The 22,424-nt window shown below is 48.4% G+C and carries 18 protein-coding genes, 1 other RNA gene and 1 pseudogene; 16 read left to right on the forward strand and 4 right to left on the reverse strand.

What is annotated here, in order from left to right:
• Window positions 1–94 precede the first annotated feature (94 nt).
• From DWU89_RS10545 to DWU89_RS10605, 12 genes are all read left to right on the forward strand, one after another.
• Window positions 95–2,413, forward strand: a complete 2,319-nt coding sequence (locus DWU89_RS10545; RefSeq protein WP_115499607.1) for a TonB-dependent receptor — start codon at window positions 95–97, stop codon at window positions 2,411–2,413.
• Window positions 2,414–2,423: 10 nt separating this feature from the next.
• Window positions 2,424–4,505 (forward strand): TonB-dependent receptor, encoded by a 2,082-nt coding sequence (locus tag DWU89_RS10550; protein ID WP_115499608.1) that lies wholly within the window; start codon window positions 2,424–2,426, stop codon window positions 4,503–4,505.
• 326 nt (window positions 4,506–4,831) lie between these two features.
• Window positions 4,832–6,037, forward strand: a complete 1,206-nt coding sequence (locus DWU89_RS10560) for an MFS transporter (protein WP_115499610.1) — start codon at window positions 4,832–4,834, stop codon at window positions 6,035–6,037.
• Window positions 6,034–7,401 carry an oxygen-independent coproporphyrinogen III oxidase gene (gene hemN / locus DWU89_RS10565; RefSeq protein WP_115499611.1) on the forward strand — a complete coding sequence of 456 codons (1,368 nt, stop codon included), beginning with the start codon at window positions 6,034–6,036 and terminating at the stop codon, window positions 7,399–7,401. The genes DWU89_RS10560 and hemN overlap by 4 nt, the downstream gene beginning before the upstream one ends.
• The gene (gene hemG / locus DWU89_RS10570) at window positions 7,402–8,769 is read left to right on the forward strand and encodes a protoporphyrinogen oxidase (protein ID WP_115499612.1); all 1,368 of its coding nucleotides are present in this window, start codon (window positions 7,402–7,404) and stop codon (window positions 8,767–8,769) included.
• A gap of 13 nt (window positions 8,770–8,782) precedes the next feature.
• A complete protein-coding gene (locus DWU89_RS10575; RefSeq protein ID WP_115499613.1) occupies window positions 8,783–9,175 on the forward strand; it encodes a putative signal transducing protein in 393 nt (130 codons plus the stop codon).
• Between the two features lie 13 nt (window positions 9,176–9,188).
• On the forward strand, window positions 9,189–9,371 hold the full coding sequence (locus DWU89_RS10580; protein WP_115499614.1) for a hypothetical protein: 183 nt from the start codon (window positions 9,189–9,191) through the stop codon (window positions 9,369–9,371).
• 173 nt (window positions 9,372–9,544) lie between these two features.
• Entirely contained in the window at window positions 9,545–10,879 is a 1,335-nt protein-coding gene (locus tag DWU89_RS10585; protein WP_115499615.1) for an NADP-specific glutamate dehydrogenase, read from the forward strand.
• Between the two features lie 180 nt (window positions 10,880–11,059).
• The gene (locus tag DWU89_RS10590; RefSeq protein ID WP_115499616.1) at window positions 11,060–12,490 is read left to right on the forward strand and encodes a RapZ C-terminal domain-containing protein; all 1,431 of its coding nucleotides are present in this window, start codon (window positions 11,060–11,062) and stop codon (window positions 12,488–12,490) included.
• Complete coding sequence (locus DWU89_RS10595) at window positions 12,487–13,227, forward strand: nucleotidyltransferase family protein (protein ID WP_115499617.1); 741 nt, start codon at window positions 12,487–12,489, stop codon at window positions 13,225–13,227. Before DWU89_RS10590 ends, DWU89_RS10595 begins: the two co-directional genes overlap by 4 nt.
• 11 nt (window positions 13,228–13,238) lie before the next feature.
• Window positions 13,239–14,072, forward strand: coding sequence for an SDR family NAD(P)-dependent oxidoreductase (locus tag DWU89_RS10600; protein ID WP_115499628.1), 834 nt, complete (start codon window positions 13,239–13,241; stop codon window positions 14,070–14,072).
• A 27-nt stretch (window positions 14,073–14,099) separates the two neighbouring features.
• Window positions 14,100–14,534: a DUF6078 family protein gene (locus DWU89_RS10605; RefSeq protein ID WP_115499618.1), complete on the forward strand. Its 435-nt coding sequence runs from the start codon at window positions 14,100–14,102 to the stop codon at window positions 14,532–14,534.
• Between the two features lie 102 nt (window positions 14,535–14,636).
• Here the strand turns inward: DWU89_RS10605 and DWU89_RS10610 are convergent, their stop codons facing one another.
• A complete protein-coding gene (locus DWU89_RS10610) occupies window positions 14,637–16,262 on the reverse strand; it encodes an RluA family pseudouridine synthase (protein WP_115499619.1) in 1,626 nt (541 codons plus the stop codon).
• A gap of 126 nt (window positions 16,263–16,388) precedes the next feature.
• Between DWU89_RS10610 and DWU89_RS10615 the strand changes: the two genes are divergently transcribed.
• From DWU89_RS10615 to DWU89_RS21065, 4 genes and pseudogenes are all read left to right on the forward strand, one after another.
• Window positions 16,389–17,930, forward strand: coding sequence for a family 43 glycosylhydrolase (locus DWU89_RS10615; RefSeq protein WP_115499620.1), 1,542 nt, complete (start codon window positions 16,389–16,391; stop codon window positions 17,928–17,930).
• A gap of 12 nt (window positions 17,931–17,942) precedes the next feature.
• Window positions 17,943–18,254: a nitrous oxide-stimulated promoter family protein gene (locus DWU89_RS10620; protein WP_115499621.1), complete on the forward strand. Its 312-nt coding sequence runs from the start codon at window positions 17,943–17,945 to the stop codon at window positions 18,252–18,254.
• A 23-nt stretch (window positions 18,255–18,277) separates the two neighbouring features.
• Window positions 18,278–18,670: pseudogene (locus DWU89_RS21330) on the forward strand (GNAT family N-acetyltransferase); the annotation flags it as partial.
• Between the two features lie 93 nt (window positions 18,671–18,763).
• A complete protein-coding gene (locus tag DWU89_RS21065) occupies window positions 18,764–19,246 on the forward strand; it encodes a GNAT family N-acetyltransferase (RefSeq protein WP_244205890.1) in 483 nt (160 codons plus the stop codon).
• A 61-nt stretch (window positions 19,247–19,307) separates the two neighbouring features.
• Here the strand turns inward: DWU89_RS21065 and ssrA are convergent.
• The 3 genes from ssrA to DWU89_RS10640 all read right to left on the reverse strand — a co-directional run bounded on the left by ssrA (window position 19,308) and on the right by DWU89_RS10640 (window position 22,186).
• Window positions 19,308–19,708, reverse strand: a transfer-messenger RNA (tmRNA) gene (gene ssrA / locus DWU89_RS10630).
• Between the two features lie 60 nt (window positions 19,709–19,768).
• Window positions 19,769–20,650, reverse strand: coding sequence for an alpha/beta hydrolase (locus DWU89_RS10635; protein WP_115499623.1), 882 nt, complete (start codon window positions 20,648–20,650; stop codon window positions 19,769–19,771).
• A gap of 30 nt (window positions 20,651–20,680) precedes the next feature.
• On the reverse strand, window positions 20,681–22,186 hold the full coding sequence (locus DWU89_RS10640) for an arylsulfatase (protein WP_392391927.1): 1,506 nt from the start codon (window positions 22,184–22,186) through the stop codon (window positions 20,681–20,683).
• Window positions 22,187–22,424: the final 238 nt, after the last annotated feature.

A 22,424-nucleotide genomic window follows, 5' to 3' on the forward strand; every position in this document is an offset into this window, starting at 1 on the left:
TGAAAGTTAAAAATCACTACATATAGTGATTGACAGCCTTGAATCTTTCTCGTTCCTTTGTAAGCGTAAAATACTAATAGTTTACAACAACACGATGAACAAACGCTACCTCTATGCTCTTGTTGCGAGCTCACTGATCGGCCTGCAAACATTAAAGGCAGAGCATGTTAATATTAACGACACGATTAAAACTTACAATATCGACGAAGTGGTGATCACCTCATCGACGAAGGAGACGAACGAGCTGCGCTTGCTTCCCGGAGCAGTTTCCATTCTTTCACCCCAGGCGATAGCTGCTCGTCAGATAGATGCACTGAAGGACATCAGTGCATTTGTCCCCAACTTGTACATGCCGGATTATGGGTCAAAAATGACTTCAGCCATCTATATCCGCGGAATCGGGGCACGAAGCAGTGGGCAATCTATCGGACTTTATGTTGACAACGTCCCCTACCTGGACAAAAGCGCTTTCGACTTCGAGCTGAATGACATCCAACGCATCGAAATCCTCCGTGGTCCGCAGGGAACTCTTTACGGGCGTAATGCAATGGGAGGAATCGTCAACATCTATACCCTCTCGCCCTTCACCTATCAAGGAACGAAGATATCCATGTCGATGGGTAATTACGGAACAGCTAAAGCAAAGGTTTCCCAATACAGCAAACTCAGCGAAAACGTCGGTATTTCAGTCAACGGTTATTATGACCGGAACGACGGTTTCTTCATCAACGAATACGACAACAGTAAAGCAGACAAAGAGGAGTCGGCCGGCGGACGATTCAAGCTGGACTGGCGCATAACGGACAAGCTCATGGCCCAATACACGTTCAATTACGATTATGTCACCCAGAAAGCCTTCCCATACGGTCAATACGATCCGGCAACCGGAGCCGTACAGCCGATCCGCATCAACGACCCAAGCTCCTACTGGCGGCGAACACTCAACAACAGCCTGTACCTGGAATGGAAGACAGACCAGTTTACCCTCTCTTCCACCACCGCCTACCAATATCTGAAAGACGACATGAAGATGGACCAGGATTACACGGAACTCTCCATTTTCACCCTCAACCAGAAACAAAAGCAATACGCTTGGAGCGAAGAACTGGCAATTAAGTCCAACACCAAAAGTAATTACCAGTGGAGCTTCGGTGCATACGGCTTCTACAACAGCCTGAACACCGACGGCCCCGTCGTCTTCAAAAAGGACGGGCTCAGCGGCATCCTGCAAAAAGCATTCGACGACATGCTGGCCAATAATCCGAAAGCGCCGAAGCTAACAGTCTTGGGCGACGAATCGAACCAGATCTATTTTCCCGGAAACTTCGACACACCGACACACGGATTTGCAGCGTTCCACCAATCGACTTACAATAATTTGTTTATAGACGGCCTCTCCATCACCGCCGGCATCCGACTGGATTACGAAAAGGCGGAACTAACTTACCATTCGGCTGTCGACAGCATGAAGATCGGCGTACAAATGGGCCCGATGAACATGACGCTTCCCGTCAACACGGTGATGGATGGCAACATCTCGCAAGATTTCCTCCAGGTGTTACCAAAAGTGTCACTACGCTACCAGTGCACACCGGGGACATTCACCTACGTTTCGGTTGCCAAGGGCTACAAGACCGGAGGATACAATGTCCAAATGTTCGGCGACCTCGTCCAGGCGGAAGCGCAATATGAACTCCAGTCGAAATTCATGCCCGACGGAGCCAAAAAGCCGGGCGACGTGAAAGACGTTGCCTCCTACAAACCCGAGCACAGTTGGAACTACGAAGCCGGTATCCGCAGCGAACTGATCAAAGGCCGCCTCAGCAGCGAACTGACCCTTTTTTATATGGATATCCGCGACATCCAACTGACTTCGTTCGCCGAAAACGGCAGCGGCCGCCTGATCACCAACGGAGGGAAGGCAAACAGCTACGGTGTGGAAGTGAGCCTGCGAAGCCGGATCACTGAAGGGCTGACGGCCGACCTCAACTATGGCTTTACACATGCCTCGTTCCGCGATTACGTCTTCACCGACAAAAATGAACAAGGCCAGATAGTCGAAACAGACTGTAAGGACAATTATATACCTTACACCCCACGCCATACGGTCAGCTTAGGAGTGCAATACACGAAGTTGTTGCATAATAAGCCGATCGACCAGTTCACCGCCTCCGCCCAATTCACCGGAGCCGGCAAGATATTCTGGACGGAAAAGAACGATATCAGCCAGCCCTTCTACGGTCTGCTGAATGCCAAAGTCGGAGTCCGCAAAGGGATCGTAAACCTGAACCTGTGGAGCAGGAACATCACTAACACAGACTACCAAGCGTTCTATTTCGAGTCATTCAACCGTTCGTTCATCCAGAAAGGCAAACCTTTCCAGATCGGCGGCGAAATAACGGTAGCATTTTAAGAGATAAAACATGAAACTATTATATTTCCTCCCGGTTTTCTTCTTTCTCTCCCATACGGCAAAAGGAGAAGAAATAGAGAAAGACACGTCGAAGATACGGAACGTGGAATTGAACGAGATCGTCGTTCAATCCTTCAAGCAGCAACGCGACCTCCGGCTCGAACCCCTCTCGGCCACTGCCGTTACAGGTACAGCCATACAGAACCGTAACATTACGGGGATCAAAGAGTTCAGTTCCTTCATCCCGAACCTCTTCATGCCCGATTACGGATCGAAATTGACGTCGCCCGTCTACATCCGCGGAATCGGTTCGAAGATCAACTCGCCGTCGGTCGGCCTCTACGTCGACGGAATCCCCTACTTCGAGAAATCAGCATTCGATTTCGACTTTGCCGAAGTAGACAGGATAGAAGTGTTGCGCGGTCCGCAAGGAACACTCTACGGGCGCAACACGATGGGCGGCATCATCAACGTCTACACCAAATCTCCCCTGAAATATGAAGGGACAAACCTGTGGCTTTCCAACGGGACCTATGGTTATCGCGACTATTCCCTCTCCCATTACAATAAAATCGGCGAGAAATTCGGGTATGCCATCTCGGGCAATTACACTAACAGTGACGGATACTTCACCAACCTCTATACCGACAAGAAAGCGGACGACTCGAAAGCCGGTTCCGCCCGCATCCGCCTGGAATGGAAACCCAACACGCGGCTCTCGCTCGGACTGATGAGTTCGTTCGACCGCTCGAACCAGGGAGGCTACCCCTACGCCGTCTGCGACTCGGTGACACACCGCCCCGGCGACGTGAATTATAACGATTACAGCTTCTACAAGCGGACACTCTCCACCACCGGATTTTCGGCCGACTATCAAGGCGCGGGCTACAGCATCAACAGCCGTACAGCCTTCCAATATCTCTCGGACCACCAGGGCATCGACCAGGATTTCTCGCCCCGAAGCATCTATTTCGCCCGCCAGGATATGAAGCAGAAGATGGTTTCCGAAGAATTAAACATCAAATCGACCACTACCGGCCGCTATAAATGGCTTTTCGGCGCCTTCGGATTCTGGCAAGGCATCGACAACACAGTAATTCTCGATTATTTCAACAAAGGCTATACGACACGCAAGTTATACGACACTCCCACTTATGGCGTCGCCTTCTATCACCAATCGACGATAGATGATTTGCTGACGCGTGGCCTCTCGCTCACCTTCGGACTCCGCTACGATTACGAACACGCCTCCAACGATTACCTTTTCTATAAAGAGGCAGACGGTGGCAGCCAGCAGATGGACGCTTTCGACAACAAGCTCAAGTTCAGCCAAGTGACGCCAAAGATCGCCCTGCAATATATGTTCCCATCCACCGGAATGATCTACGCCACCGCGACAAAAGGCTATAAAACAGGCGGCTTCAACACCTCATTCGATCGAGAGGAGGACCGCAGCTTCAAGCCCGAGACGAGTTGGAACTACGAGTTGGGCGCCAAACACCCGTTCCTCGACAACCGCCTCAACGCCGAGTTCTGTTTCTTCTGGATCGACTGGAAAAACCAGCAGATTTATCAGATGCTCGCCACGCAAACCGGACAATTCCTCCGCAATGCCGGGCGAAGCGAAAGCAAAGGCATAGAAGTCAGCTTGCAAGGAAACCCGGTGAACGGGCTGATGGTGCAGGTCAACTACGGCTTCACGCATGCCACCTTCAAGGATTATAAAGACAACAGGAAAGGCATCGACTATGCCGGCAATTTCCTTCCGATGGTGCCCCGCCACACGTTTGCCGCAGGCGCCGACTACACGATCCCACATCCTTGCACGCATATCGACCGCTTCACTGTCAGTGCCGGCTATACCGGAACAGGGCGCATCCTGTGGAAAGAAGACAACAAGGTGTCGCAATCTTATTACGGACTGTTGAATGCGAAAGTATCTGCTACCAAAGATTTTATTACCTTTGCAATCTGGGCGAAGAATATTACCAATGCCGATTATGTGGCCTACTATTTTGAAAGCGCCGGCAATGGCCTGGCACAAAAAGGGCGGCCGTTCACGATCGGAGGCAATATCCAATTGAGTTTTTAAAATTTTCGGAAAGTTCCGAAAAGCCGGAAAATGATTTTTGGAGACGTCGGAACTTTCCGAAAGCCAAAAAATCATTTTTGAAGATGTCGGAACTTCCCGACAATGCAAAAAATCATTTTCTGAGACGTCGGAATTTTCCGAAAGCTCAAAAAATCATTTTTGAAGGCTTCGGAACTTCCCGACAATGCAAAAAATCATTTTCTGAGACGTCGGAACTTTCCGAAAGCTCAAAAAAGCATTTTTTAAGACGTCGGAACTTCCCGAAAGCCTCAAAAAGCATTTTTGACATTTTCCGGAAGTCCGGAAAACGATAAACAAAATAATTGATGATACAGAAAGATAAAACATACAACCTCGCGACCTTTTTCTGCCTCTACATCGCGCAGACGATCCCGATGAGCTTCTTTTCGACCGTCATCCCGGTGATGATGCGCCAGGAAAACTTTTCGTTATCGGCCATCGGGCTCTTGCAACTGATCAAGCTGCCCTGGATATTGAAGTTCCTCTGGTCGCCGATGGTCGATCGCCATGCACTGACCACTGGAGATTATAAGCGATGGATATTTTCTTCCGAGTTAATCTACGCCGCATTGATCTTTGCCGTCGCTTTCCTCGATTTTCATACAGATTTTTACACGATCGTGGGCCTGATCATCATCTCGTTTATCGCCTCTGCGACACAGGATATTGCAACCGATGCATTAGCGGTGCTTTCGTTCAGCAAACAAGATAAAAGCATGGTCAACAGTATGCAGTCGATGGGGAGTTTCGGTGGCTCGATGCTCGGAGGCGGTGTGCTGCTACTGCTTTTCAAACAGATTGGATGGAACAGCCTGTTACCCTGCCTGGCACTGTTCGTTGTCGTCGCCCTCCTGCCACTTGTCTTTAATAAAGGCATCCGGATCGAGCCGAAAGATAGCCATGAACGTGCTAAAAAAGCGGATGTATTCTACTTCTTTACCCGCCGGAGCATCTGGAAACAGATCGGTTTCCTGTTCCTCTACTATTCGGGGCTGATCGGGACGTTAGCTATGCTGAAGCCCTGGCTTGTCGATCTGGGCTACGACATGAAAGAGATCGGGGTGATGAGTGGGTTGGTCGGAACGTTTGCCGGCTTTCTCGCATCTTTCGCCGGTGGGATGATCGTACGCCGGATCGGCCGGTTCCGTGCACGCATCTTATTCGCCGTGTTCGTGCTTGCGGCAACGCTCTATTTTCTCGGGCTGTCGTATGTGCATCCTACGACCGCATTACTCTACGGCGGGATCATTCTTCTCTGGGGAAGCTACGGGATGGCGACGATAGTGGTCTATACCACCGCAATGGACTGTGTACGCCCCGGACGCGAAGGGACAGATTTCACGATCCAGACAGTTATCACACATCTTAGTGGTATGCTGATGGCGATTCTTAGCGGGAAAATAGCCGATCATACAGGTTATCACGGGCTCTTCTTCTTTGAAGCAAGCATCGCCCTGATTTCACTCATTTACATAGTAACGGTTTTTAAAAACGAAAAAAATACGATATGAAACAAGAGATTATTGATAAATATAATGTACCGGTCCCACGATATACAAGCTATCCTCCAGCGAATTATTTCAAAGACAAGACCAATCAGAAGGATTATATAAAAGCGATCTGGCAGTCTAACAGCCAAAAGCCCGAGGCAATATCCTTTTATATCCATATTCCATTTTGTTTGAAGTTGTGCCATTATTGCGGATGCAATTCAATAGCTTGTCCCGAACCGGAAATCATAGATCGTTATATCGCTGCTTTGCATAAAGAGATGGATATCATTATCCCCCTACTAAACCCAAAGCGCAAGATATCGCAAATTCACTACGGAGGAGGAACCCCCAATATAATTCCGGCTTACGAACTGGAAAGCTTGAACAGGCATCTGTTGGCACCGTTCGACACAATCGACAATCCGGAAATCGCAATTGAATGTCACCCGGGATGGATGGAAGAAAACGCGTGGATGAAACTGACAGAAGCCGGGTTCAACCGGGTCAGTATCGGTATACAGGATTTTAATAATAAAGTCCTGAAAGCTGTCCATCGCGAAGCTCCATTGATACCGATAGAAAAGGCAATAGCAACCCTTCGCTCGGGCGGTGCACGGATCAATATGGACTTCCTCTACGGATTGCCCTACCAGACGGAAGCGAGCTTTGCCGAGACAATCGAAAAGGCTGTATCCTTACAGCCGGACCGTATCGTCACTTTCTCTTACGCACATCTTCCGCAGATATTCAACCGCCAAAAGATGTTGGAAAAAGCCGGCTTGCCTTCCGCAGAAGAAAAAAACCGAATGTTCGAAGCTGCCCGTAAGATTTTCCTCGAGGCGGACTATAAACAGATCGGGATGGATCACTTCGTCACAGGAGATGACGATCTCTATCGGGCGCTCGCCAAAGGACAGCTGCACCGTAACTTCCAGGGATACTGCACCCGTCAGACGACCGGTCAAGTGTATGCCTTCGGCGTGTCGGGTATCAGCCAGCTCGGAACGGCCTATGCTCAAAACACAAAGGATATCATGGAATACATCGAGAAAGTCGAAGCCGGTATCCTGCCTACCGTAAAATACTATCAATTAAACTGGGAAAAACAGATCACTCGTGAAGTTATCGAAGCGCTGATGTGCAATTACCATATCAAGTGGGAGGATTTGTCCGAACGCCTGGCCTTCCCGATCGAAGAGATCAAGCAAGCGACAGCCTATGATGAGGCCCGCTTACAGGAATTTGCCGACGACGGTATTATCGAATACGACAACGACCAAATATGGGTAACGCCCGAGGGCAAACCGTTTGTCCGTAACGTGGCGGCTTCACTTGACAAACTGATGCTGGATACAAATAAATCATTTTCTAAACCGATATAAATGGATACAGACATAGTAATCATCGGAGCCGGACTGACCGGGCTGACAACAGGCTTCTGGCTGTCACGTGCAGGGAAAGACCTGCAGATACTGGAATGTTCGGATCGCGTAGGGGGACAAATTCATACCTTTCGTGAAGAAGGTTTCGTCTTTGAGAGCGGACCGAATACAGGAGTTGTCTCTTATCCCGAAGTGGCCGAATTGTTTGCCGCCTTGGCACCAGCCTGCACACTCGAAACGGCCCGCGAAGAATCCAAACGCCGCTTGATTTGGAAAGGAGACAGGTTTCACGCACTACCTTCCGGACTGTTCAGCGCCGTCACGACTCCGTTGTTTACGCTTGGCGACAAGTTTCGCATCCTCGGCGAGCCGTTTCGCGCCAAAGGGACTAATCCCGATGAGTCGGTCGGCGAACTGGCGGCGAGGCGCCTCGGCAAATCCTTCCTGCGCTACGCAGTCGACCCGTTCCTGTCAGGCGTGTATGCCGGCGACCCGTTGAAACTCGTCACCCGTTATGCACTTCCGAAGCTATACAACCTGGAACAGGAATACGGCAGTTTTATACGCGGCTCGATCGCCAAAGCCCGACAGCCGAAGACCAAACGGGACCTCCTGGCCAGCAAGAAAGTATTCTCTGCCGTCGGAGGTCTGGACCGCCTGACAACTGCAATGGCCGATGCTATCGGGCACACACGCATCACACTTTCGGCTGCGGATGTCACCATTCGACCGTCTGCCGGCAAATGGCAAATCACCTACACGACAGCCGAGGGCCTGCAAACGCTCATAGCCAACAAAGTAATCACCACCACAGGAGCTTACACATTGCCAAGCCTTCTGCCATTCATCCCCAAAGAAAAAATGGAGCAGGTCAGCAACCTGCATTATGCGCCGGTCGTACAGGCCAGCGTCGGCTTCCGCAATACCGGAGGACTGCGGTTTGAAGCCTTCGGAGGCTTGGTTCCTTCCTGTGAGAAAAAGGATGTGCTCGGCATTCTTTTCCCTGCCGCCTGCTTTGCCGGACGGGCTCCGGAAGGAGGAGCCCTGTTCTCGTTCTTCATCGGAGGCGTAAAACATGCCAACCTGACAACCTGGCCGGAAGATGAGCTGGAAGTTCTTATAAGGCACGAACTTCATGCTATGCTGAAGTTTCCGGAAGAAGCCGGGCCGGATATGATCCGTATCTTCCGTCACGAACACGCCATTCCCCAATACGAACAGAACAGCGGCATCCGTTTCGCTACCATAGCCGAATTGGAAGCCAGCTATCCCGGCCTTATTCTGGCCGGTAATCTCAAAGGCGGCATCGGCATGGCCGACCGCATCCGCCAGGCAACGGAAATTGCAAATCATTTAACAAACAAGTAAACGATGATTAATCATGGAAGACAAAATAGTTGAAATTGCCCGATTCAATTATCCGGCAGACGCTCAAACCCTGATGGCACTACTCCGTTCGGAAGGTATAGAGTGTTATTTAAGAAATGAAATTACCAGCCAACTATATGCAGGCTATGTAGATGTCGGCGGTGCAAGGGTGGAGATCCTCGACAGTGATGTGCCCCGCGCACTGGAAGTCATGAAAGAAGGCGGTTATGAGATACCTTCCGAGAACGAACAAGGAGACGAGATCAAAAATGTTTCCGGATGGGCACGCCACATCCCTTTTCTCCGCCATCTTCCCCTCGAAAGGCAAATTATTGTTCTTTTTGCCATCATCGCCGTATTTCTGGCTCTCGTCATTTATTTCGGTTCACTCGTATCATCTAATTAAACAAATGTAAACAATGGCACGCAAAAAGATTACAAATAGTCAGGCTGTATGTATAACGCTTTTATGGGGTATTCTTTGCTACATGCTGCTTGCATACAGCGAAAAGATAACATTCGACATTGTATTTGCCCTGGTAGCATCGGCTATCATAGTGTTTGTCCCTATCTATAAGAGCAGAAGACGTAAGAACGAATAACATTTGATTGCTTTTACCCGATTAAAATACCTAAATGATATTTTTTTCGCATTTTCTCTTTCAAATATTTGTTTGTGTAAATTTTTAGCTTACCTTTGCGAAGTCGTTGAAAAAACGGCATGCGGTTAACAATATGACATAACAAGTATAACATTCTAAAGAAAATCAGTCTTATGAAGGCAAGTGAAGTTTTAGACAACTTAAAGAGAAGATTCCCGAATGAACCGGAGTATCATCAGGCAGTTTCAGAAGTATTAGGAACAATCGAAGAGGCTTATAACGAGCATCCAGAATTCGAGAAGAGCAATCTGATCGAACGTCTTTGTATCCCCGATCGTATTTTCTCTTTCCGCGTAACCTGGACAGACGATAAAGGCCAGATCCAAGTAAATATGGGATACCGTATCCAGCATAACAATGCAATCGGCCCGTACAAAGGCGGTATCCGTTTCCATGCTTCCGTAAACCAGTCAATTCTTAAGTTCTTGGCCTTCGAGCAGACTTTCAAAAACTCACTGACAACATTACCGATGGGTGGCGGTAAAGGAGGTTCAGACTTCAGCCCGCGCGGTAAATCAAATGCTGAAATAATGCGTTTCTGCCAGGCGTTCATACTGGAATTGTGGCGCCACATCGGTCCGGATACCGATGTTCCGGCAGGCGATATAGGTGTCGGCGGACGTGAAGTTGCCTATATGTACGGCATGTACAAGAAGCTGGCTCGCGAAAATACAGGTACATTCACAGGAAAAGGCATCGAATTCGGCGGTTCACTGATCCGTCCGGAAGCAACAGGCTACGGTAACGTTTACTTCCTGCTGCAGATGCTGAAGACTAAAGGTATCGACATTAAAGGTAAAGTTGTAGCCGTTTCCGGTTCCGGTAATGTGGCTCAATATACAGTAGAAAAGCTGATCAGCCTCGGCGCCAAAGTGGTGACGATGTCCGACTCTGACGGTTACATCTATGATCCGGACGGTATCGACCGTGCAAAGCTGGACTACATCATGGAATTAAAGAACCTCTACCGCGGACGTATCCGTGAATATGCCGAACAATACGGCTGTAAATATGTAGCAGGCGCTCGTCCCTGGGGAGAAAAATGCGATATTGCAATGCCGAGTGCAACCCAGAACGAATTGAACGGCGAAGAAGCAAAGACATTGCTTGCCAACGGCTGTTTCGCTGTATCAGAAGGTGCAAATATGCCTTCAACCCCGGAAGCAATCGATGCATTCCTGGAAGCTAAGATCCTTTATGCTCCGGGTAAAGCAGCAAATGCCGGCGGTGTATCTGTTTCCGGTCTGGAAATGACGCAGAATGCTCAGAAACTGAGCTGGAGCAGCGAAGAAGTGGACCAGAAGTTGCAGAGCATCATGGAAAGCATCCACACACAATGCGTAAAATACGGCAAACAAAACGATGGTTACGTAAACTATGTGAAAGGTGCAAACGTAGCCGGCTTCATGAAAGTTGCCAAAGCAATGATGGCACAGGGCATTCTTTAATTGGAAATTGAAAATGGAGAATTGAAAATTAGTTTGATTCGATATTTGAAGTAAATAGGGATTAATGATTATTGAATAAGGGGAGAAGAGCTGGAAACAGATGCTTCTCCCTTTTTTATTGTCCGGATTCTCTCTTTATTTTCAATTGTTTTACTACTTTAGTGCCGAAAATAGAAAGACATGATAACGGAAGAATTAAAACAACTCTACCAGGCACACACCGGCTCGCAGCCAACCGATATAACCGAACTATCTTCTTCCGGCTCCAACCGCCGGTACTTCAGATTGTCGGGTCCTGTCTCACTGATAGGTGTAAGCGGCACTTCAACGGACGAAAATAAAGCCTTTATTTATATGGCAAAACATTTCAGGGAAGAAGGGCTTCCCGTCCCCGAAGTGTACAACTGGTCTTCAGACCAGTCCTTTTACCTACAGGAAGATTTAGGTGACACACTGCTTTTCAACGCGATTGAGAAGGGACGCAAAAGCTGTTTCTTCGACGAGTCCGAACGGGACTTGCTGCACAAAACGATCACGCTCCTGCCTGCTCTCCAGTTTAAAGGAGCAGAAGACTTCGATTTCAGCCAGTGTTATCCACAACCGGAATTCAACAAACGTTCCATCCTCTGGGATTTGAACTATTTCAAATATTGCTTCCTGAAAGCGACCGGAATGGAGTTCCAGGAAGACCGTTTGGAAGATGATTTCCAAAAGATGAGCGCTGTTCTGCTGCAAGATTGCACTCCGACATTCATGTACCGGGACTTCCAGTCGCGCAACGTGATGGTAAAAGACGGTGAGCCTTGGTTTATCGACTTCCAGGGAGGCCGCAAGGGACCGATCTATTATGATGTCGCCTCCTTTCTCTGGCAGGCAAAAGCAAAATATCCGGCCGAATTGCGACAAGAGCTGATTGCTGATTACCTGCAAGCCTTACAGCAATACACAAAGGTGGACGAAAAGCATTTCTTCTGCCAGTTGCGTCATTTTGTTCTTTTCAGAACCTTGCAAGTATTAGGCGCCTACGGTTTCCGGGGGTATTTCGAGAAGAAGCCCCACTTTATCCAAAGCGTGCCTTTTGCAATCGATAACCTCCGCCAACTTCTAAAAGAAGATTATCCCGAATATCCCTACTTATGCGCAGTGCTCCGGGAATTGACTAATTTGTCCCAGTTCTACGACGACATACAGAAGCATACACTCAAGGTAAAGATCGTCAGCTTTGCCTATAAAAAGGGCATACCCAACGATCCGAGTGGCAATGGAGGCGGGTTCGTGTTCGACTGCCGCGCCATCAACAACCCCGGCAAGTATGAACGTTATAACCATTTCACCGGGCTGGACGAACCAGTCATCCGCTTCCTTGAAGAAGACGGAGAGATCACGAAGTTCCTGGAACATGCCTACGAAATTGTGGATGCCTCCGTCAAACGCTATATGGACCGCGGATTCACAAATCTGATGATCTGTTTCGGTTGCACAGGCGGCCAGCATCGTTCGGTCTATTCGGCCCAGCACATGGCCGAACATATTCACTCGAAGTTCGGAGTCCGGGTAGACCTTGTGCACAGAGAACAAAATATTGAACAACTCTTTAACGCTACATTATGAAAGCTATGATTTTCGCCGCCGGTTTGGGAACACGTCTCAAACCGCTGACCGACAACACCCCGAAAGCATTAATTCCCATCAACGGAAAACCAATGCTCGAACATGTGATTCTTAAATTAAAAGACGCAGGTTTCCACCAAATCGCCATTAACATACACCATCTGGGTGACCAGATCATCGACTTTCTGGCGGCTAACAACAATTTCGGCGTCCAGATCTACCTATCCGACGAACGGGATTACCTGCTCGATACCGGCGGAGGAATCAAACACGCCGCCGCATTCCTGCAAGGAAACGAGCCGTTCCTGATACACAATGTAGATATCATGTCCAATATCGACCTGCGTGCACTCTATAACCATCATTTGGAGATGAACCCGCTGGCGACATTACTGGTCAGTAAACGCAACACTTCCCGTTATCTGCTTTTCAATAAAGAAAATAAATTATGCGGTTGGCGCAACCGTGACACAGGTGAGGTCAAATCTTTCTATCCGGACTTCGACCCGAATCAATACAACGAATATGCGTTCAGCGGCATACATGTCTTGTCGCCCAAAATATTCGACTGGATGGAAGAATGGACCGGGAAGTTCTCTATCATCAACTTCTACCTGTCCATCTGTGCCAAAACAAATATCCATGCTTATGCGAACGACAATCTTCGCTTGCTCGACGTAGGAAAAGCGGAAACATTAGCTGCTGCCGAAAAATGGATGAAGGATTATTCTATTTAAACGACATCATCATGGCAGACAACTATTTGGAAAAGAAATACGAAGAGCTACAATCCCGCAAATCGGCCGGGACACGTGCAAGCAGCAGCAAGAAGACGGCGGCTATCCATAAAACCAGAAGAGTCTTTGTGACAGGAGGCGCCGAGGGGATCGGCAAAGCGATTGTAAAAGCATTCCGCTCCGCCGGCCACCGCGTGGCGTTCTGCGACCGGAATGAGGCGGCGGGAAAGGATACGGCATTAAAGACCGGAACCTCTTTTTTCCATGCTGATGTCAGCGATAAAGAAGCACTGGAAAACTGTATGCAGCAGATATTCCAGGAATGGGGAGACATCGACATCCTGATCAATAATGCAGGCATCAGCCAGTTTTCTCCCATTACGGAAACCGGCGTGGACGACTTCGACCACATCCTGTCCGTCAATCTGCGTCCGGTTTTCATCACCTCCCGCCAGCTTGCCATCCATCGCCAGTCACAAACGACACCCAATCCGTTCGGCAGGATTGTCAACATCTGCTCTACACGTTACTTGATGAGCGAACCCGGCAGTGAAGGATATGCGGCATCCAAAGGCGGCATCTATTCACTGACACACGCCCTCTCGCTCTCGCTTGCCCAATGGCATATCACCGTCAATTCCATCGCACCGGGCTGGATACAAACACATGACTACGAACAGCTTCGGCCGGAAGACCACAGCCAACATCCTTCCGGACGGGTCGGAAAACCGGAAGACATTGCCCGCATGTGCGTATTCCTTTGTCAGGAAGAGAACGACTTCATCAACGGAGAAAACATTACGATTGACGGAGGGATGACGAAGAAAATGATTTATATAGAATAATTAAACAAATCTGTTAACCCATAAGACATGGAAGAAGAACTGAACTTCTCTGAAGTACCGCTGGGATACTCGGTATGCTTAAATCAACAATGTCCGAAAGCCGACACATGCCTCCGCCGCCAGGCGGAGATCAACATGCCGGACAGCGTTACCCACTGGAGTTTTATCTCCCTCAAACATCTGGCCGCCATAGAAGGCGAATGCCGCTACTATCGTCCTTGCCAAAAAATCCGCCTTGCGAAGGGATTCATCGGTATCCTAAACAAATTGCCCCACAAGCAAATGTTAGAAATTGTCGGCCGACTGATATATTCTTTCAAGCGCAGGACTTATTACCGTGTACGCAAAGGAGAACGTCCCTTGTCTCCTGACGAACAGCAAATCGTCAGAGACATTCTCAAAAAACATGGAGTGAACGAACCCTGGGAGTTCGATAGTTATTACGACAGCTACGACTGGTAATCCTTGTGCCATCAGCTTGGCACAGTTATGCCACCCTTATGGCACAGCCGTGCCAAGCTAATGGCACTGTTATGCCAAGCCAGTGGCACAAACAACAAACAGTTAGAATTCCGCCAGCTTCTCCACTTCTATCATCCGGCCGGATACCGGATGCCGGAAAGCCAGATATTCAGCATGCAGATAAAGCCTTTCAGCCTTCTTTCCATACAACTCGTCGCCGACAATCGGGGCATCCAGTCCAAGGGGATGAGCGGCATGGACACGCAATTGATGGGTACGCCCGGTCTGCGGGAAAAACAATACACGGGATCGATGCGCCTCGCATATCAACGTTTCGAACAAGGTTACAGCCGGCTTCCCGCTTACTTCATCCACAACCTGCCGCGGACGGTCTTCCGGATCAGGACGAAGAGGCAGGGCGATCAGACCTTCTCTCCGCTTGACAAGGCCGTCAAGCAGGGCGACGTAACGCTTCCTCACCGTCCGGTTCTTGAATTGCGCCTGCAGGTTTTGATGTACCTCTTTTGTTTTGGCGATAAGCAAGAGGCCGGAAGTTGCCATATCCAGCCGATGCACAATCATTGGGCCGGTCGCCTCCGGATAGATTCTTCGAACGCGTTGGTAGACGGAATCGACATCCAGTTTTCCCGGAACCGAGAGCATCCCGGCAGGTTTGTTCACGACCAACAGCCATTCATCTTCGTAAAGAATCTCAAGCTCCGTATCCCGATGGGAATCGTTTTGCAGCGGATTATCCTCCACTTGCAACCCTTGTAGCATATGTCTCAGGATCGGTTCGCATTTGCCTTTGCAGGCAGGATAATAATAACCGTGCCGGCGAATCTCGTTCTTCGGAGAATCTCCCCACCAAAACTCCGCCATTGCTACAGGCTGCAAGCTGTTCCGATAGGCGTATTGCAAAAGTTTCGGCGCAGCACATTCGCCCGCTCCGGCCGGGGGCACCTTTTGGGCAGTGTCTTGAAAGATATCACACAAATCGCGTTTCCTGCCACAGGCATCCAGCATTTGAAACTGTTTGAACAAACGCTGCTGAAGGGCCGCCGAGCGGGTTTTGCGTTCTGTCCGCAACCGTTCTATCTCTGTTTCGAAAGCTTCTATTTCTGCTTGCAAGGAGAGAAGGCGTGTGTTCCAATGCTGCTTCAGCCGTTTCAGTTCGGCTTTCTGAAACTGGCTCTCGCGCGTCAGGATTTCAAGTGTAGCATCGTCCGGATGTTCCTGTCGCAGTCGCTCCCGCTGTTCCTTCGCTTCTTTCATCTGATTCTTCATCTCGTCCTGTTCCAGCCGGGCAAGAAGGGTTTCTGCGGACAACCGTTGCCTGTATTCTGCATACAGCGCGTCCTCTTCCAATTGTCTGATCCGTTCATTGATAGCCGAGATTTGTTCCTCTTCGACCTCGAAGAATCCGCCCGGCTCCTGCACGTCGTAGACAGGAGGGACAAAGTAAGCATGCTGGTTCTTTCCCGCCAAAATACCTGAGAAAGCAGCAAGAAAACCGACCTCTCCCCTACTTGTCCGGACAACTAAAACGCCGAACATCTTTCCTTTCCGCAATTCCTCCTGCCAAACATCGACAGACATGAGATAACGTTGCACCTCTCCCGCCGCCATCACACAAAGGGGATGCGGTGTATAGTGGAACGGATAGGTGAACTTGTCCGGCAACGGGATTCGGGCGGCGGCACCTGCAAAAGAGTGAAGTTTGTCCATGCTGTTTCTACAATCTAAACATTTTACAAGGCAAAAGTAAAGGAAATTTTTGGACAGGTCTGATTAATCCATTAGTTTTGTAACCAATCAATTTTAGACCAATCAAATAAAGTGTTTTAACAGACCATGAACAAACTTCTTATCGCCTTATTAGGCACAGTTCTTTTTACAGGAACAAGCGTTGCGCAGCAGCAAACGTATTTCACCAATCCCGTCATCCACGGAGATGTAGCCGACCCGTCTATCCTACGGATCAACGACACCTATTACGCAACCGGAACATCCTCCGAATGGGCGCCCTATTACCCGGTCTTCACCTCTACGGACCTGGTCAACTGGAAACAAACCGGACATATATTTACGGAACAGCCGGAATGGACCAAGTCGTCGTTCTGGGCTCCGGAATTGTTCTACTACAAAGGGAAAGTCTACGTCTATTATACGGCGCGCATGAAATCGAACAACACCTCCTACATCGGAGTAGCCGTTGCCGACTCTCCCACCGGCAAATTCAAGGATTACGGGCCGGTTGTGGAGTTCGAGAAGGAAGCGATAGACGCTTTTGTAATGGAAGACAAGGGGGAACTGTACATCACCTGGAAAGCATACGGACTGGATAACCGTCCCATCGAACTTTTAGCCAGTAAACTGACACCGGACGGACTAAAGTTAGCGGGTAAACCGTTCAGCCTGCTTCGTGACGACGAGAGACAGGGAATGGAAGGACAACAATGGTTCAAGAAAGACGGCTATTATTACCTGATCTATGCCATCAACGGCTGTTGCGGTCCGGGCAGTGATTATGCAGTCGCAGTCGCCCGTTCCCGCAAACTCGAAGGGCCGTATGAAAAATACGAGGGAAATCCGATTCTGCACGGAAGCCGGGATATCCTTTCCATCGGTCATGGCACGATAACGACGACTCCCGACGGGCGGATGTTCTATCTCTGCCACGCTTACTTGCCTGGCAGCGGTTTCTATCAGGGACGTCAACCCCATTTGCAGGAACTACGGTTCGGAGAAGACAACTGGCCTCATTTCGTAACCGGAGAATATGCAAGCCTGGTACAGCCGATGCCTTTCACGGACTGCGTACAAGAACCTGTCGCCGACTTCTTCGACGATTTCAACGGTTCAAACCTTCGTCCGGAATGGAGCTGGAATTATCCGTATGCCGACGTAAAAACCGAAGTAAAAGCAGGCAGGTTACAGTTAAGCGGTTTTCCGAAAGAGGAATCCAAGAGTGGTGAAGCCCTCTGCCTCCGTCCGGCAAGTTCCGATTACATACTGGAAACGGGTATCTCAAACCAGAACGGCAGTTGGAAAGGGATCACCATGTATGGCGACAATAGTTGTTATCTCGCTTTCGGAAGCATAGGCGACCGTTTACAGCTAAAGGTTATACGCGATGGAAAAGAACAGCAGTTGGCAGACTTGCCGCTTCCCAGCCCGGCCTTGCATCTCCGTATGCAGGTGAAAGAAGGCCTCCCCTTCCTGTTCGCATGGAGCAAGGACGGCAAGAGCTGGAATAGCCTCAAACATGGTTTATCGGAAGAAACGATACGTTCCCTTATCCGCTGGGACCGCGTGGCCCGTCCGGGACTCTATCACGAAGGGGATGAAAATGCACCTGCCGTATTCGAATATTGTTCTTTATCCTATCAATAAAGAATTAGAAGTATGCCATCGACCCGCATCCGACAAGAACAAGAGATTGTCGAGCAAATGATTCGTCTCTATTGCCGTCAGAAAGAGGGGCACAGAGAATTATGTCCGGACTGCATAGAGCTTTTACAATATGCTCATGCCCGGCTCGCACGTTGTCCTTTCGGAGAAAAGAAAACGACATGCCGGATATGTCCCGTCCATTGCTACAAACCGGATATGCGGAAGAAGATGCAGGAGGTGATGCGTTTTGCTGGTCCCAGGATGATTTTGTATCATCCTGTAGTCGCCATCCGGCATTTAGTTCAAGAGTTTTTCCATCAATAGAAACCCTTTATCATTCAAAATCCATGCAAGTAAAAATAGACTGGTCAACAATTAATCCTGATGAATCGGAAAAGTTAAAAGACGAATTGGCTGAAGTGTGGGAAGCCTCTGTGCGCAGCACGCATCATTTCCTAACGGAAAAGGATATTCTTTTCTATAAGCCACTGGTCCGGAATGAGTATATTCCGGCAGTAGAATTATACGTCATCCGAAACGAACAAAACCGGATAACGGCTTTTATGGGATTAAGTGAAGAACTGATCGAAATGCTTTTCGTACACCCCGAAGAACAGGGAAAAGGATATGGTAAACAGCTAATCGAATTTGCTGTTTACGACAAACATATCTTCAAAGTTGACGTCAACGAGCAAAACGAGAAGGCAACATCTTTCTACTTGAACAGAGGATTTAAAATTATCGGCAGAGATGAAACCGATCCAAGTGGGAATCCGTTCCCGATCCTGCATCTCTCACTAAAAGAGATAGAATTGAAAAGCACTGATGAAGGCATAAGTATCCGACAAATCATTTCCTGCAAAAAGGACTTCCTGGATCTTTTGCTGCTGGCTGACGAACAGGAATCTATGATAGACCGCTACCTGGAACGGGGAGAAATGTTTGCACTTTACGACAAGAATATCCTAAAAACAACTTGTGTCGTCACTGATGAAGGTGATGGCATCTCCGAACTCAAGAGTCTTGCGACTTACCCGCAATATCAAAGACAGGGATACGGGAAAAGATTAGTCCTGTTCCTGTTCGAACACTACCGGGACAGGCAACACACAATGTTCGTCGGCACAGGCGACAGCCCACTGACTGTCCCTTTCTATGAGGATTGCGGTTTCACCTATTCCCACCGTGTCAAAAACTTTTTTACGGACAACTACGACCATCCGATCTTCGATGAAGGCAGGCAGTTGGTGGATATGGTTTATTTCCGGAAAGAACTCACCGGTAACAAACTGGTAACAAAACCGGATACAAAATAGGGAATGTATAGTTGAATGTGATCAAACAAAAAAGGCCGATAGTCAAACTATCAGCCTTTTTTTGTGGAGATGGAGAGATTCGAACTCTCGTCCAAACGAGGAACTAATCTGCTTTCTACATGTTTATCTTCGCCTTCGATTGTCGGGAACAAGCAAGACCGAAGCCACCCACTTGAACCTTATCCTCTAAATTTTCGCTTGAAGTCCGAGGCTTCCTTCAAACTATCTCCGATATTGCTGCACCACCTGATCGGAACGCTTCGGAGCCACAGCATCCGGGTGATGTCACGTCCCCGCAACTTTTGCAGGGATTAAGCTTGAATCTACTATACTTCGATTAAGCAGCGAGAGCGTAATTGTTTTCGCCAGTTAATTGTTCGCCGTCTGAGATTAAAGTGCAAGCCGACCACGCACTACATGCTTACAAACCACTTCTACCCGCTGTCAAAACCGGTCATCCCCATGATTTGTGAGTACAAAGATACGAAAAATCGGGGATCTTTGTACTCTATTTTAGCTTTTTTATTCTATTACGCCGATCTCACGGAACCAGTCTTCGGCCCGGTCCGGCCATTCATTGACAGAAGCTCCGGTATCTCTCAATCCGTAACCATGTCCGCCTTTGCTATATAAATGCATCCATGCCGGAACACCAGCTTCTTTCAACGCATAGTAATAGAAAAGGCTGCTGTTGATATATGATTTATCGTCTTCCGCCTGAATCAGCATGGTAGGAGGAGTAGCAGAAGATACTTTAACTTCCGGAGCCAATTGGAAATTCTCTCCATCGAGATATGCCGGATAAACCAACAAACAGAAATCAGGACGGCAACTAACCTTATCGGCGGCATCCACTGCCGGGTAAGTACGTTTTTCGAAATTATTACTTGCCATCGCAGAAAGATGTCCACCGGCAGAGAATCCCATTACACCGATACGCTGCGGATCCAGGTTCATCTCTTCTGCATGGGCGCGAACATATCCGATAGCGCGCTGCACATCCTGAAGAGGAGCCTCATGCTTTGCCCGTCCTTCCCGGCGAGGCACACGGTATTTCAAAAGAACTGCTGTAACACCCAGATTATTCAACCACTCACAAACCTCGTCGCCTTCCAGGTCATAAGCCAGGATATTATATCCGCCACCAGGACATACGACCATAGCTGCACCGGTTGCCACTTCATCCGGAGCCGGATAAACGGTAATTGTCGGTTCACTTACATTCGTTATTCGAAGCACGGTTTCGCCTCCGGTTTTACCACCGTCAGTGTCAGCCTTTTCGATCAGCTTGGTTGTTTCGCCCGGTGCACCTTTCGGGAATAACAATATAGGGTTATTTTGTGCCATAGCTGTACCCATTATACAACTTACCCCAACCAGCAGGAATTTCCATTTTCTCATCATAACACATACAGTTTAAAGAATTTATACGAATCATATTGTTTGAGGGAAATTAGGGCTATAAAGCATCGTCGTCTCCCGCACAACCAGTTTTCCATCTTTTACAAAATCTTCACCGCGCTCAGCCAGATGCTCAACCATCGCCTGGCGCATTTCTTTTAGCCGGGCTGCATAAGCAGGCTTACCGGAACACTCCACCAGCTCTTTCGGATCCTTTTGAAGATCAAACAGCTGTTCTTTTCCCGTATGGAAGTTCCAGACGTATTTGATCTTACCATCGGTCAATGCACACCAGTAATTATCCGGACTATAACAAGTTGCATGTTCCATATCCAGATACTTACGCCATCCGCCTTGTTGCCCCTGAACCAGTTTCAACAAAGATACGCCGTCCATATCGGGAGGGACAGTCCCTCCTGCCAACTCGATAAAGGTAGGCAAAAAATCACGAAGTTCTACAGGTTGTTCGATTTTTGCTCCGGCAGGCACCTCTTTAGATATACCGGCAGGCCATTTCACTATATAAGGGACATGGACCGAACCTTCGTAAGGATATGTTTTCCGCCAATGATAATGATCGCCAAGCATATCCCCATGATCGGCAGTAAAACAGATAATGGCATTGTCGTACATTCCTTTTTTCTTCAACGCTGTTATAACCTCTCCTATCTGGTCATCTATAAAAGTGATATTAGCATAATAATGTCTGCGGGACTTAACGGCATAATCATCCCCGAAGTTACCAAACGGGGCATCGGGAGCCGCTTTCTCCGGATCCAGGCGCTCTGCATATTTTCCACACCAATCGCCAACTGAAGGCTTCGGAATATCGGCATCCTTATACATATCCAAATAACGTTTAGGAGGATCATAAGGACTATGAGGGCGTGCAAAAGAGACTTTGAGGAAAAGAGGCTTGTCACTATTATAATTCTTAATTAGCTCACAAGCCGTTTGTCCGGTCCAAGCAGTCGGATGTAGATTTTCCGGCAGTTTATAGGTACCTGCTCCATGAGCATTCCAGCCTATACCAGTCAAATCCGGATTTTCTCCGGGTGCATGGAGCTGGAACCATTCCCGATAATCACTGATGAAGTCTTTGGATTCGACACGTCCGCTCTCGTCTATCAACGTTGCATGAAAACCATGAAGTGCCTTTTGTGGGAACCAGTGCATTTTACCCACACCGAACGTATAATATCCGAGGTTACGAAGCATCTGAGGCATTTCATACGTGTACTTTTCTGCAACCCGACCATATCCCAACATACCGTGATGCCAGGGAGACATACCCGTCAGCAAACCGGCACGGGCAGGCGTACTACTCGGCGAAGAAGAATATCCATTCACAAAAAGAGTTCCCTCTTTTGCCAATCTATCAATATTAGGAGATATTACTGCTGAATTACCCATACATCCCAATGCGTCCCCGCGATGCTGGTCAGTCATTATCAAGATAACATGCGGCTTTTGGGTTTGCTGACATTCTTCTATGACTTCTTCTTTAGCATAGGTTTCCAACCCCAAGCCGGCAGTCATGAATAGTGACGATTTAAGAAACGTTCTTCTTTTCATTTCAAATGTTTTTCTGTATTTAGATTTAAGTAGCGAAGATAAATATCTTATTTGATAATCCCATCACGAATGCATTATTATTTATCAGACGATAAAGCCCTATAAACAGAAAAAGGAGTCAGTTCAATGAACTAACTCCTCTTCACTTCGCTTTCGCTTCTAAAACGGCAGCTATCTACTCTCCCACTTTTACGCAGTACCA

Source organism: Parabacteroides acidifaciens, from assembly GCF_003363715.1.
In the GTDB taxonomy this organism is placed as follows: domain Bacteria; phylum Bacteroidota; class Bacteroidia; order Bacteroidales; family Tannerellaceae; genus Parabacteroides; species Parabacteroides acidifaciens.